General features: G+C 69.1%; 10 protein-coding genes. 2 read left to right on the forward strand and 8 right to left on the reverse strand.

Annotation, left to right across the window (positions count from 1 at the left end; all coding sequences use genetic code 11):
• Positions 1–27 precede the first annotated feature (27 nt).
• The 4 genes from trxA to sigM form a co-directional block, all read right to left on the reverse strand.
• Positions 28–357: a thioredoxin gene (trxA, locus tag E6R18_RS30425; RefSeq protein ID WP_136202210.1), complete on the reverse strand. Its 330-nt coding sequence runs from the start codon at positions 355–357 to the stop codon at positions 28–30.
• Positions 358–412: 55 nt separating this feature from the next.
• Positions 413–1378, reverse strand: a complete 966-nt coding sequence (trxB, locus tag E6R18_RS30430; protein ID WP_136320105.1) for a thioredoxin-disulfide reductase — start codon at positions 1376–1378, stop codon at positions 413–415.
• 133 nt (positions 1379–1511) lie between these two features.
• A complete protein-coding gene (locus E6R18_RS30435; protein WP_136320106.1) occupies positions 1512–2456 on the reverse strand; it encodes a hypothetical protein in 945 nt (314 codons plus the stop codon).
• Complete coding sequence (gene sigM, locus E6R18_RS30440; protein WP_136320107.1) at positions 2453–3187, reverse strand: RNA polymerase sigma factor SigM; 735 nt, start codon at positions 3185–3187, stop codon at positions 2453–2455. Before sigM ends, E6R18_RS30435 begins: the two co-directional genes overlap by 4 nt.
• Positions 3188–3344: 157 nt before the next feature.
• Here sigM and E6R18_RS30445 point away from each other — a divergent pair, with 157 nt between their 5' ends.
• Positions 3345–3797: a DUF2690 domain-containing protein gene (locus E6R18_RS30445; protein ID WP_136320108.1), complete on the forward strand. Its 453-nt coding sequence runs from the start codon at positions 3345–3347 to the stop codon at positions 3795–3797.
• 87 nt (positions 3798–3884) lie between these two features.
• On the opposite strand, the gene E6R18_RS30450 is transcribed toward E6R18_RS30445, so the two are convergent.
• From E6R18_RS30450 to E6R18_RS30460, 3 genes are all read right to left on the reverse strand, one after another.
• Positions 3885–5603 (reverse strand): protein kinase family protein, encoded by a 1719-nt coding sequence (locus E6R18_RS30450; RefSeq protein ID WP_136320109.1) that lies wholly within the window; start codon positions 5601–5603, stop codon positions 3885–3887.
• A gap of 128 nt (positions 5604–5731) precedes the next feature.
• Complete coding sequence (gene murJ, locus E6R18_RS30455; protein ID WP_136320110.1) at positions 5732–7894, reverse strand: murein biosynthesis integral membrane protein MurJ; 2163 nt, start codon at positions 7892–7894, stop codon at positions 5732–5734.
• Positions 7895–7943: 49 nt separating this feature from the next.
• A complete protein-coding gene (locus E6R18_RS30460; RefSeq protein WP_136320111.1) occupies positions 7944–10241 on the reverse strand; it encodes a DUF6049 family protein in 2298 nt (765 codons plus the stop codon).
• Between the two features lie 180 nt (positions 10242–10421).
• Here E6R18_RS30460 and E6R18_RS30465 point away from each other — a divergent pair, with 180 nt between their 5' ends.
• Positions 10422–11864, forward strand: a complete 1443-nt coding sequence (locus tag E6R18_RS30465; protein WP_136320112.1) for a CCA tRNA nucleotidyltransferase — start codon at positions 10422–10424, stop codon at positions 11862–11864.
• 275 nt (positions 11865–12139) lie between these two features.
• Here the strand turns inward: E6R18_RS30465 and E6R18_RS30470 are convergent, their stop codons facing one another.
• Entirely contained in the window at positions 12140–13408 is a 1269-nt protein-coding gene (locus E6R18_RS30470) for an MFS transporter (RefSeq protein WP_136320113.1), read from the reverse strand.
• Positions 13409–13466: the final 58 nt, after the last annotated feature.

Below are 13466 nucleotides of genomic sequence, written 5' to 3' on the forward strand. Positions count from 1 at the left end.
ACGTGAAACAGCGGCGCTGCGTCTGCCCTACTCGGCGATGAAGCCCGCAAGGTCGCGGAGGATCGCGGCCTTCGGCTTGGCGCCCACGATGGTCTTGGCGACCTCGCCGCCCTGGTAGACGTTCAGCGTCGGGATGGACATGACGCCGTACTTGGCGGCGGTGGCCGGGTTCTCGTCGATGTTGAGCTTCACGACCTCGATCTCGCCGTGCTCGGCCGCGATGGCCTCCAGCGACGGCGCGATCTGGCGGCACGGACCGCACCAGGCGGCCCAGAAGTCCACCAGCACGGGCTTGTCGCTCTTGAGGACGTCCTCCTCGAAGGAGTCGTCGGTCACGTTCTTCAGGGCGCCGGCCACGGCGGCCTCCTTAACTTCGCGGGGTGTGTGCGCGGGGATATGGATGAGACGTGTGTCAGACGGCAGCCGCGGGAGCGGCCTTCTCGTCGTCGGCGAGCGCGGCAAGGAAACGCTCGGCGTCGAGGGCGGCGGAGCAGCCGGTGCCGGCAGCGGTGATCGCCTGGCGGTAGGTGTGGTCGACGACGTCGCCCGCGCCGAAGACACCCGCCAGATTGGTGCGGGTCGAGGGAGCGGCCACCTTCAGGTAGCCCTCGTCGTCGAGGTCCAGCTGGCCCTTGAAGAGCTCGGTGCGCGGGTCGTGGCCGACAGCGATGAACAGCCCGGTGACCGGCAGCTCGGACGTCTCGCCGGTCTTGGTGTTGCGCAGGGTCACACCGGAGAGCTTCTGCTCGCCGTTGACCCCTGCGACCTCGCTGTCCCACGCGAACTTGATCTTCGGGTCGGCGAAGGCACGCTCCTGCATCGTCTTGGAGGCGCGCAGCGTGTCACGGCGGTGGATGATCGTGACCGACTTGGCGAAGCGTGAGAGGAAGGTCGCCTCTTCCATCGCGGTGTCGCCGCCGCCGACCACGGCGATGTCCTGATCCTTGAAGAAGAAGCCGTCACAGGTCGCGCACCAGGAGACGCCGCGTCCGGAGAGGGCGTCCTCGTTGGGGAGACCGAGCTTGCGGTGCTGCGAACCCGTCGTAACGATGACCGACTTGGCGCGGTGGACGGTGCCGGCGGTGTCGGTGACGGTTTTGATCTCACCGGTGAGGTCGACGGAGACCACGTCGTCGGGGACGAGCTCGGCGCCGAAGCGCTCGGCCTGAGCACGCATGTTGTCCATGAGCTCCGGGCCCATGATGCCGTCCTGGAAGCCCGGGAAGTTCTCCACGTCGGTGGTGTTCATCAGTGCGCCACCGGCGGTGACGGCCCCCTCGAAGACCAGCGGCTTCAGCGAGGCGCGCGCGGTGTAAAGGGCGGCTGTGTAGCCGGCGGGGCCGGAGCCGATGATGATCACATTACGCACGTCGCTCACGGGTTTCTTCCTCGTCTCTGCAGACTGCCTACTGTCCACGCCTACTGGGGCCAGTTCAACGACTCTCACCCCACCCAACGGATCCTACGGGGGATGCATTCCCGACGTGCCGGGGTGGCGAGCGGCGTGATTTTCAGGGGCGCGTGTAGGAGTGCGTCAGCAGGAGTTTCCCCTTGGCCGGGGGTTCGGCGCCGACGCAGGACGCGTCGACCACGTATGCCTGAACGCTGGCGGGGTCCGTGGGGTGCGGCAGAACGACGAGGAAGGCAGCGGTGCCCTCGTAGGTGCCCTTTTCGATGGCGAGGGCGGCGGTGTTCCGCCCGATGCCCTGTTCCACGCAGAAGGGGACGTCCACGGCCGGAGCGCGAAGGGGGGACTCGGGTGCCACGGAGTCCGAGGGCTGGATCTGAGGGGAGGACTTCGCGCCGACGGACGGAGCCTGTTCCTTGCCGCTGGACTCCGGTGAGTCCTGCGGGCTGGCAGTGTCGGCCGGAGAGCTCAGCAGGTCGCGCACCTGGCCCGCGAGGGTGGACGGGGAGAATGCCTGAGCATCGTTCTGGGGGACCGCCACTCCCTTCTGTATTGCGCCGGCGTCTTCGCTGCTCTGTGACACCGGGGCGTTCTGCAGCAGGAAGACGCTCACACCGACGAGGGCGGCGGCGCCGAGAGCCGTAGCGAGGGCGGTGGTGCGACGCCGCCTTCGGCCGGGGCCGCGCCCGGGGCCGGTAGCCGCGCGCGGATGTCCGGCAGGGCGGTCCGGGTGTTCCGGGGCTATGAGGCCGGGCTCTGTTTCACGTGAAACATCGACTGCCGCATCCGATGCCGTCCGGGACCGAGACTCGTCGGCGAGCGCCGCGTCGATACGGGCGGCGACATCGGCGGGCATCGGCTCGGGCGTGGGCAGTTCGCCGAGCAGGTCGCGGATCTCCTCCAGCGAGGCGAGGACATCGGCGCAGAGTTCGCAGTCGGCCGTATGCTCACGGACCTCGGCCGCTCGGGTCTCGGAGAGCAGGCCCTCGGTCAGGTCGGAGATCTCCGAGACGTCCGGGTGCTGGGTCGTGTCGGCTGTCGATGTCATCGGTGTCCACCTCCGCCCTTCATCACAGTGGGGTCGCTCGCTCCCGCATCTCGTGGCCCTGCCGCCGGTGGGACGGACGCTCTGGGCGTCCGGTTCCCTTCTGTGCCGGCCACCTCGCTGTCCTCGCCGCCACGGCGGAGATGGGCGAGCAGAGGAGCGAGTCGGGCTCGGCCCCGTGCGCAGCGGCTCTTCACGGTGCCAACGGGCACGTCGAGGATGTGGGCCGTCTCTGCCACCGGGTAGCCCTGCATGTCGACGAGGACGAGGGCTGCCCGCTGTTCGGCGGGGAGCGTGGCCAGGGCGGCGAAGAGTTCGCGGTGGAGATCGCGACGTTCCGCCGGAGCCTCCGCGGACTCGTGGGGCTCCAGAAGCTGATCCAGCCGCTCCGGGTCGTCCACGGGCGAGGTCTTCCGGGACGCGGCCTTGCGCACCCGGTCGAGGCAGGCGTTCACCGTGATGCGGTGCAGCCAGGTGGTGACGGCGGACTGGCCGCGGAAGGTGTGGGCGGCACGGAAGGCGGAGACCAGGGCGTCCTGGACGGCGTCCGCCGCTTCCTCGCGGTCCCCCAGCGTCCGTAGCGCCACGGCCCACAAACGGTCGCGATGGCGCCGAGCCAGCTCACCGAAGGCGTCCGATTCCCCGGCCACGTGCCGGGCGAGGAGGTCCGAGTCGCTTGGCATGGAGGCATCGCCGCCGTAGGCCACGCGGTTTCCCTCCTCAGCAGACGCCATCCGTGCATTCAAACCGATCCGTGCCGAGAAGTAAATACCAGTAGCGGGCGAATTATAGGAATGGCGTCAATGTGCCTTTCTTTATTCTTTGGGAATTGCCCGCCGTCGGTCGTATATTGATGAAGGAAAGGAAGGGGAACTGGTAATGAGGAGAAATGTGAAGCGGTATCTGGGTAAGGTCCTGCTGGTCGTTCTCGCCGCACCCGTTCTTGCGGTATCGCTTCCCGGGAGTGCGCAGGCCGCCACCTATGAGATGGACGGGAAGAACCCGATTTCCGCCGGGTGTTCCGGCGACGCCACCACCGTGAAGCGCTCGTCCATCGGCACCTCCACCTGGACGCTGGGGGCCGTTGAGCTGCGGTACAGCGTCAAGTGCCATACCGCCTGGGCGCGTATCACCCTCTCCGAGGACGTGTGGGGCAAGGCTCAGATCGTGCGGAACACAGACGGTAAATCCTATAACTGCACGAAACTTTCCTACAATGCGTCGCTCGGTAGCTATACCTGCTACACGGCGATGGTCTACGACAAGGACCCGCTCTCTTCGTATGCGGAGGGCTGGTCCCAGTACGACAATGTCGGCCTGCACTCCAAGACGCCTTCGTACTGAACGCTTGGACGGCTCGTCGCAAAAGGAACAGGGTCATGCTGGATCGACACCTCCGGCATGACCCTGTATTCGTGTGTCCTGGTGCCGTCAGCTGGTGACCTTGATGTCCGAGATTTTCCCCCGGAAGTTCCCTTCGCTGCTCGGCGGCAGCTCGGTGAGCCAGACCAGAAGGTACCGAGCCTGCACGGGCTTGCCAGGCTTGAGCGACACCTGCGTCCCCGAACCCTGGGCGGCCTTGCTGAAGCCGTCGGGCATGTTCGGCGCCGCGGAGCCGGTGGAGGTGCGCAGCTCGACCGATGTGGAGCCACCGAGGAAGGAGACGTCCACCGCGCCGACCCGCTGCACCTTGCCGAGATCGAGCACGACCCCGACGCCGTCCTTCAGCTTCCCGAAGTCGGCGGAGGCGTACCAGGACGTGTGCCAATAGGTGTTCGGATCCGCGTCGTAGACGTTGTTTACGTCCTGGGGGCTCTCGGACCCGTCGCCGAGCGGGTCGAAGTCCTTGGCGCCGACGATCGGGACGGGCTTGCTCTTCTCGACCGGAGGGGCGTCGCCGTTCTCCGGATTGGACTGGGTGGTGCCGGGGCCGCCGCCCGAGTTGGTGTCATGGTTGAGAAGCGTCTCGGCGAGCTGCCAGCTGCCCAGGCCCAGTGCGGCGATCAGCAGCGCCGAGACGGCCCACTTCAGGGCCCTTCCGGTGCGGCTCTGCAGCGGGGCGGGGGGTACGGGGGCGATGGGCTGGGTCGCGACGGCCCCGGGGATGGCGGGCCTGCCGTACGTGCCCTGCTGGTAGGTGGTCCGCTGGTACTCGGGCGGGGCGGTGAAGGTGGGTTCCGGCGGGCGGATGCGCGGCATCGCCACGACGGCCTTGGCCAGCTCGTCGGGGGTGGTGCACGGCTGCTCCTGACGGGAGGCCGTGGCTCCGTCGTTGGCGAGCGCCCGCATGGCGATCTCGGAGAGCCCCCGGTGGACCCCTGCCCGCACCTGGTCGGGCGGGAGCAGCCCGACGCCCTTGGGCAGGCCGGTGAGGCCGTACGCATCGCTCTCGTACGGCCAGCGCTGGGTCAGCGCGGCGTACAGCAGCGCGCCGATGGCCTCCGTGTCGGCACGCTGGGGGCTGTCGGAGGTGATGCCCCGCAGGGCGGCGTTCACTGCGAGACCGCGGATGCGGTACTGGCCCGACGAGCTGCGCAGCACGGCCCCGGGAGTGAGCCTGAGATGGGCCAGCCCCTCCCGGTGCGCTGCCGCCATGGCCTGGGAGACCTGGCTGACGAGCTGGTACGCGTCGTGGGCGTCCATCGGCCCCGCGCCCAGCAGGGCCGTGAGCTCGGTGGCGTCGGGGAGCCACTCGTGGACGACGTAGACGAGGTCGTCCTCCTCGACGGCGTCGAGGACCTGCACGAAGCGCGGGTCACCGAGCAGGGCGGAGGACCGGGCGGCGGCCAGTACGGAACGTGCTCGTGGGTGGTCGGACGGGAGGAGGTGGACGCCCACCGCACGACGCAGCTTCTCGTCGACGGCACGCCAACTGCTGAACCCGTCCAGACGGGTGACGCACTCCTCCAGCCGGTACCGTCCGGCCAGTTTGTGACCGCTGTGCAGGTCCGGGGCCGTCGCGGGGGTTTCCGGGGTTGCTGCGGAGGCTTCGGGGGCGGCCTGCTCGCCGTCCCCGTCCTGGGGCTCGTCGCCCGCCGCGCGTTGCGCTTCTGCCGTACCGTCGGTCGTGGCCTCGTCCGCCTTGGCGGTCAGCGGGTCGTCCCCGCTGTTGTCGGCCACGTCGACGGCAGCCGTGCTACGTTCCGCCACCGTCGTTCCTGCCTCCCCATCCGTTGCGCGATGCCAGCCAGCTCTGCACAGTCACGCCAATTGTGCCCACACTCCGGCGCTATGCACGACACGCGGAGGCCGGTGATGGTTGTGCGGGCGGCTCATCCTCAGCGGCCGAGCCGTCCCCGGACCATGCCGACCATGCCGTTGATCTCTTCGATCCGCATCCTCTTGGCCGCGACGAAGAAGATTCCCAGCAGCATGGCCCCACCGCAGATCAGCGCGACGAGCGAGCTGAAGACGCCCTCACCGAGCACGTGCAGGAGACCGAAGCCCACGGCACCGGCGATCACGGTGGCAGGGAGCGCGGCGAGGCACAGCCGGGCGTAGGTGCGGACCACATGGGCACCGTCCAGGTCCCCGCCCAGGCGGTTGCGCAGCCGGCGCCAGGCGATCCCCACGCCGACGGCGTAGGCGAGACCGTACGAGGCGGCCATGCCGACCACGGCCCACTGGGCGGGCAGCACGACGTAGCAGAGGGCCGAGGCGGCCGCGTTGACCAGGGCGACGATGACCGTGTTGTAGAAGGGCGTGCGGGTGTCCTCGTACGCGTAGAACCCTCGCAGCACCACGTACTGCACGGAGTAGGGGATCAGTCCGAGGCCGAAGGCCATCAGGATGAAGCCCATGGAGCGGGCGGCCTGGGGGCCGCTGGACGCGTAGAGCAGGGTGCACATCGGTACGCCCAGGGCGAGGAAGGCGAAGGCGACCGGCACGATGGCCACGGCGGAGTTGCGCAGGCCCTGCGAGATGTCGTCGCGGACCGCGCCGGGGTCGTTGTCGTGGGCGGCCCGGGAGATCCGGGGCAGCAGGGCGGCCATGACCGAGACGGTGATGATCGCCTGCGGCATGCCCCAGATCAGCTGGGCGTTGGAGTATGCGAGGAAGCCTGCTCCGTCCCGGCCGGACGCCTTGCCGGCGGCGGTCGCCAGCTGGGTGACGACGATGACACCGGCCTGGTTGGCGAAGACGAACAGGACCGTCCACTTGGCCAGACTGACCGTCTTGCCCAGTCCGTGGCCCTTCCAGTCGAACCGCGGGCGGAAACGGAACCCGGCCTCGCGCAGGTACGGGATCATCGCCAGTGCCTGGACGATCAGACCGAGCAGGGTGCCGATGCCCAGCAGCCGCACCCCATCCGGCGGGATCGTCTGGACGCCCATGTGGGACTCGTGCGAGGTGCCGTAGACCCAGATGAACATGCCGAAGGTGAAGATCATGACGATGTTGTTGAGGACCGGGGTCCACATCATCGCGCCGAACTTGCCGCGGGCGTTGAGAATCTGGCCCATCACGACGTGCACACCCATGAAGAAGATGGTGGGCAGGCAGTAGCGGGCGAACGTGGTGGCCACGTTGTTGGCCGCCGGGTCGTCCGCGATCGTCGACGACATCAGCCGGATGAGCCAGGGCGCGGCGAAGACCGCCACACCGACGATCAGGCCGAGGGCGACCATCACCAGGGTCAGCAGCCGGTTCGCATACGCCTCGCCGCCGTCCTCGTCGTCCTTCATGGAGCGGACGAGTTGGGGGACGAAGACGGAGTTCAGGCCACCGCCCACGGTGAGGATGTAGATCATCGTGGGCAGCGTGTAGGGGATGGTGAAGCTGTCACCGAGCAGGGCCGCGCCGAGGGCCGCGGTGATCACGAGGCTGCGGATGAAGCCGGTGAGGCGGGAGACGAGCGTGCCCGCCGCCATCACCGCACTGGACTTCAGCAGCCCGGAGGCACGGCTGCCCCCTTTGGGCGGCACGGGAGCGGGGGCGGGCTCGGGCTGGGCGGGCACCGGAGAGGCGGCCGGGCCCGCGGGCCCCTCCTGGTCCCGGAAGAGATGAGCGAAGGCGTCGGGCTCCTCGCGGCTCGCGGATGCCTGGGTGACCAGGTCGTCCACGCCGACGAACTGGGTCGTCGCGGCGTTGTCCCCGTACGGGAGGTGGCGCGAGGGCCCGTCGGGCTCGGGCGGAGGAGTCTGCGCCCAGATGCGGGGGTCGGGGGCGTACGGGGACGCCTGCGGCTGCTGGTAGAGCGGCTGCGGCTGCTGGTAGGTGCCGGGGGGCGGCGGCGGGTGCGCGGCGCGGTCGTACAGCGCCTCGTCCACCGGGTCCTGGGCGGAGAGGTCCTGGGACCGGTAGGGGTCGTAGTCGTACGCGGCCTGCAGATACGGGTCCGGTGCCGGTTCCTGCTCCGGCCCAGGGGGCACCGGAGGGCCGCCGGAGTACCCGGCCCCGCCCGTACCCTGACCGCGGTCACCGTCGTACGGCGCGTTCATCGAAACCCCACCTCATCGTCCCCGGCCGACCGGCCACGACAGACATCGCTCAACGGTCCACTTTCTCACCCGTGCCCGACGGCTCCGTGCTTTCGGGACCGGTGTCCGGCGTCGGGTCACTCGGCTGCTCGGGTTCACTGCCGTCGTCGCCCGCCGCGCCGCCCGCGTTGGCGCGCTTGCGATGTGCATACATCCTGATGCCGGCGAGGACCAGGAGCAGCAGCCCGCCGGCGATCACCAGAAGCACCGTCGGCGTGATCTCGGAGACCTTCACGGTGAAGGCCATTTCCGGGCCGTAGGGAGTCCCGTCCTCCGTGTAGAGCTGCGCGGTCATCTGGACCTGGCCGTTGATGTTGGCCGCCGCGTCGAATTTCACCGACTGGCTGTGCCCGGCGCCGATCTGGATGGGCTGCTCCGCCACACTGCCGCCGTCGTTCAGCTTGAGCCGGGTCTTGTTGTCCGACTTCAGCCGCAGCACCAGGTGTTCGACGTCCTGCAGCAGTCTGTTCTGCACGGTCACGGGGATCGTGGCGCTGCGCCCGGACAGGGTGATGTCCGACTTCGAGATGAGCTGGACCTCGCCGATGAGCCCCTGCAGGTAGCCGCGTACGGAGTCCCGGTACTGCTGGGCCGCCAGGGGCCTGCCCCGCCACGACGTGGACATGGACCGGTTGACCGCGTTGCCGAAGGGCGTCACCACCCGCTCGGGGTGGGTGAGGATGACCTGGAAGTTGCCCAGCGAGGACTGGATGGACTTGATGTCCTGGAATGCCTGGGTGGGCAGCTCCTGGCTGCGCAGCTTCTTGGGGTACTGCGAGGCCGGCGGTACCTCGGTGGTCGCCTCCGCGTCGGGCTTCGTCGCGGATGCCTGGGTCAGGCCCTGGAAGTGCGTCCAGCGGTCGTCGTCCAGCGTGCGCAGGGCGCGCGCCATCGACTGGGCCTGGGCCACCGTCGGCATGCGCTGGGGGGCGACGACGATGCTGCGGTCCTTGTCCGTGTCCTGCTCGGCCAGGGCGAGGGTCAGGGCGAGGAACTTCTGCACGGCGAGCGTGGAGTTCCCCGCGTTGCCCATGTCGCCCTGGAAGGCCGTGGAGAGCCTGGCGTCGGAGACCACCGCCGTGGTGCCGCCGCCGATCGGGCGGGCGGCGGAGGGCGTGTACGACAGGCTCCCGGCCTCTTCGAGGCTGTCGCTGCGGGCGATCACGTGGTGGGCGCCGGCCGAGGTGGCGACGTCCACGATGGAGGGGTCCACCGCCCCGTCCACCGGCCAGGCGAAGTCCGTCGACGGCTTCAGGTGGAGGATCGTCTCCACCGTCATCCCGGCGACCTCACTGGCCGTCTGGAGATGGCTGAGGGTGCCCGAGACGTTCTTGCCGCGGTGGGCGATCGAGGCCAGGTCCGGGTCGCCGAACGGCAGGGCCACGACCTTGCCCTCGGACACGGCCGCTTCCAGCGAGGTGAGCCACTTCTTGGCCACCTCCTGGTTGGTCCCGGCAACCGTGGTGTCGCCGGACCTGACCCGGTACGGCTTGGTCATCGCGTCGACGCCGGCCAGCAGATCCGGATCGATGACCCAGGTCACGGGCAGCTGGCTGCCGAGGGACACCATCTGTTCGAGGCGGCCGCCCGGCGCGATCTCGGCGGCCAGGTCGTCGTCGGCGAACACCGGGGTCTGCTGCTCGTCGGAGCCGGTCTCCGCGGTGAGGTGCGCGGAGGCGATCAGCGGCCACAGGTAGCTGATCCCGATCTTGGAGTCGCGGTCCCCGTCCTGCCAGGGCAGGAAGGTCCGCTTGATGCCGAGCACCTGGTCGTACACGGTGTGCGACGTGCGGCCCGTCAGGGAGACGCCCAGCTGGTAGACGCCGTCGTCGCCGAGGTCGAGCTTGCTGACCGGAACCGACAGCGTGAAGTCCTGGCTGATGCCCGAACGGAGCTTGTCGATCTCGACCGTGTACTTGCCCCCGACCGGATAGGGGTCGGTACCGGGCAGGTATCCGGTGCGGCGGGCGGCCGTGTCGATGGCGGACCTGCTGTAGAGCCGGGGCCCCACCCGCAGATCGACCTGGGCGTCGGTGACCGTCTCCTTGCCCTTGTTCGTCAGGGTGCCGGAGATCCGCAGCGTGTCCCCTTTTACGGGGGCGCTGGGGGTGATCTCGTCCAGCGACACCGAGACCGTGCTGGAGCCCGTAGGAGCCTTCGCCGTTCCGCCGGCCTGCGCCTGCGGAGCGGACACTCCGGCCAGCAGAGCGGCGACGAGCGGAGCCCCGGCGAGCCCGGCGGCTGTGCGCCGCAGCCACCGGCGGGCAGGAGAGGGAATCATCCCCTGGATGTCTGCCGCCTCGGCCACGCGTACCCGTCCCTCGTCATCGTCAACTGCTGCTGATCGTCGTCCGTTGCTGCGTCCCCGCATGGTAACGAGGTGCGTCGGGACTAAGTGCTGGGGAGTGCGCTGCATGATCGGGAGAGTCTCGCAGGGGCAGGGAACGCATGACGCCCGGACCGGCCCGGGCACGTACCCTTTTCTGTTGTGCCGAACGCCAATGAAGACAACTCCAGCGCCCTGACCCAGGTGCAGCACCGCGCAGTCAGCGAACTGCTGCGGGTCTCCCCGGTCGCCGACGATCTCGCCCGCCGATTCCAGGATGCCGGATTCAGTCTCGCACTGGTCGGTGGCTCGGTCCGCGACGCACTCCTCGGCAGGCTCGGGAACGACCTGGACTTCACGACCGACGCCCGCCCCCAGGACGTGCTGAAGATCGTCAGGCCGTGGGCCGACTCCGTGTGGGAGGTCGGCATCGCCTTCGGCACGGTGGGCGCGCAGAAGAGCGGCTACCAGATCGAAGTCACGACATATCGGTCCGAGGCGTACGACAGGACCTCGCGCAAGCCCGAGGTGTCCTACGGCGACTCCATCGAGGACGACCTCGTGCGCCGTGACTTCACGGTCAACGCCATGGCCGTCGCGCTGCCGGAAAAGGACTTCATCGATCCCCACGGCGGGCTCGAGGATCTGGCCGAGCGGGTGCTGCGCACCCCTGGGACGCCCGAGGAGTCCTTTTCGGATGATCCGCTGCGCATGCTGCGTGCCGCGCGTTTCGCCGCCCAGCTCGACTTCGAGGTCGCGCCCGAGGTCGTCACCGCCATGACGGAGATGGCAGGCCGGATCGAGATCGTCTCCGCCGAGAGGGTGCGCGAAGAGCTCAACAAGCTCCTGCTCTCCTCGCACCCCCGCAAGGGCCTCTCCCTCCTCGTCGGGACGGGGCTCGCCCAGCAGGTACTGCCGGAACTACCCGCGCTCCGGCTGGAGAGTGACGAGCATCACCGGCACAAGGATGTGTACGAGCACTCCCTGACCGTCCTGGAGCAGGCCATCGACCTGGAGCAGGACGGGCCGGACCTCGTCCTGCGCCTCGCTGCCCTTCTGCATGACATCGGAAAGCCGAGGACGCGGCGCTTCGAGAAGGACGGGCGGGTCTCCTTCCACCACCATGAGGTGGTCGGCGCCAAGATGGTCAAGAAGCGCATGACCGCGCTCAAGTACTCCAACGACATGGTCAAGGACGTCGCGAAGCTGGTGGAGCTGCATCTGCGCTTCCACGGGTACGGCGACGGCGAGTGGACCGACTCCGCCGTGCGTCGCTACGTACGGGACGCCGGCCCTCTCCTGGAGCGGCTGCACAAGCTGACCCGCTCGGACTGCACCACCCGGAACAAGCGCAAGGCCGCCGCCCTCTCCCGTACCTACGACGGGCTGGAGGAGCGCATCGCCCAGCTCCAGAGCCAGGAGCAGCTGGACGCGATCCGTCCGGACCTGGACGGCAACGAGATCATGCAGATCCTCGGTGTGGGCCCGGGCCCGGTCATCGGCAAGGCATACGCGTTCCTGCTGGAGCTCCGCCTGGAGAACGGCCCGATGGAGCATGATGCGGCCGTCGCGGAACTCAAGAAGTGGTGGGACGCACAGAGCTGAGCCCCGCGCCCCTGGCTCAGGACCGGCGAACGGCGCTCATGTTTCACGTGAAACATGAGCGCCGTCGCATACGCCGAGGGCGTTGTTTCACGTGAAACGACGCCCTCGGCCAGTGTCCTGCTCGATAGGGGTGCGCGTCGCCAGAAACGCCTTCTTGCCGCCGGAGGTGTTCTGCGGCGGCCTCTGGGGAGGCATCCCCTGCGGCTGACCGCCCCACTGCTGCTGGCCCTGCGGCTGTCCGCCGCCCCACTGCCGCTGCCTTTGACGCGCGCACGCTATAGGACTCTCCCTGCCCGACTCCAATGCGCCAAGCTCGCGGCTACGGCGGCATAGAGCACGGCGACGCCGATCACCAGCTCGACCGACCGGCCGTCAGGAGGCAGCAGCAGCGCGGCGACTGCGGCTGCGGCGACGAAAGCCACGTTGAACAACACGTCGTAGAACGAGAAGGCCCTGCCGCGGTAGGCGTCGTCCACGGCCGTCTGCACCACCGTGTCCGTGGCGATCTTCGCTCCCTGGGTGACGAGTCCGAGGACGAACGCGGCGACGAGCATCGGCACGGGAGCGAACCACAGCCCCAGGACCGGTTCGAGGACCGCGGCCGCCGCCGCACACACCACCATCCATCGGAACCGGCCGAGCCGCCCCGCAGCCCAGGGAGTCAGCAACGCCGCCGCGAAGAAGCCGGCACCCGACACCCCCACCGCCAGGCCGAGCAGCGCCAGACCGTCGGCCTCGCTGTCCGTCCAGGCGTACCGGCAGAGCATCAGGACCATGACGGTCAGCGCTCCGTAGCAGAACCGGATCACCGTCATCGCGGCCAGCGCCCGTGAGGCGCTCCGGTGCTCCACCAGATGGCGCAGCCCGTCACGGAGCCCTCCGGCAGCCGCGGCGAGCGCCACCCGCAGCGGCAGCCGCACGGCGTCGCGGTCCGGCCCGAGGAGTCTCGCGGCAAGGCTCAACGAAGCCAGTGCGGCGGTGAGATAGAGCGCCGCTCCCAGGAGCACCACGGCGGCATCGGAGTCGGCCAGCAGGATCCGTACGACGAAGGCGAGCCCCCCGCCCGCGGTGGCCGCGAGGGTGCCCGCGGTGGGCGACAGCGAGTTGGCCAGCACCAACTGCTTCCGGTCGACCACCCGTGGCAGGACGGCGGAGAGGCCGGCGAGGACGAAGCGGTTGACCGCGGTGACGCAGAGCGCGGAGGCGTAGAAGAGCCAGTCGGGAGCGGCTCCGATGATCAGGAGCGCGGTGCAGCAGGCGAGCGCGGCACGGAGCAGATTGCCGTAGAGGAAGACCTGGCGCCGGGGCCAGCGGTCCAGCAGCACACCGGCGAACGGGCCGATGAGCGAGTAGGGCAGCAGGAGCACGGCCATCGCGGAGGCGATGGCGCCCGCGGACGCCTGCTTCTCCGGGGAGAAGACCACGTGGGTGGCGAGGGCCACCTGGTAGACGCCATCGGCCGACTGGGACAGGATCCGCACGGCCAGCAGGCGGCGGAAGTTCCGTAGGCGCAGAAGTATGCGCAGGTCATGCACGACAGGCATGGGAGCAAGGGTCACATACGCCGAGGGCCCCCGGGTGGATTGCCCGGGGACCCTCAAC

Origin of the sequence: Streptomyces sp. A1277 (assembly GCF_004795015.1) — a bacterium.
Taxonomy (GTDB): domain Bacteria; phylum Actinomycetota; class Actinomycetes; order Streptomycetales; family Streptomycetaceae; genus Streptomyces.

What these genes read in the sequence shown, in the direction of transcription:
- E6R18_RS30435 (WP_136320106.1), bottom strand. Translation starts at nt 2,456, where the DNA reads ATGACATCGACAGCCGACACGACCCAGCACCCGGACGTCTCGGAGATC.
- sigM (WP_136320107.1), bottom strand. Translation starts at nt 3,187, where the DNA reads ATGGCGTCTGCTGAGGAGGGAAACCGCGTGGCCTACGGCGGCGATGCC.
- murJ (WP_136320110.1), bottom strand. Translation starts at nt 7,894, where the DNA reads ATGAACGCGCCGTACGACGGTGACCGCGGTCAGGGTACGGGCGGGGCC.
- E6R18_RS30470 (WP_136320113.1), bottom strand. Translation starts at nt 13,408, where the DNA reads ATGCCTGTCGTGCATGACCTGCGCATACTTCTGCGCCTACGGAACTTC.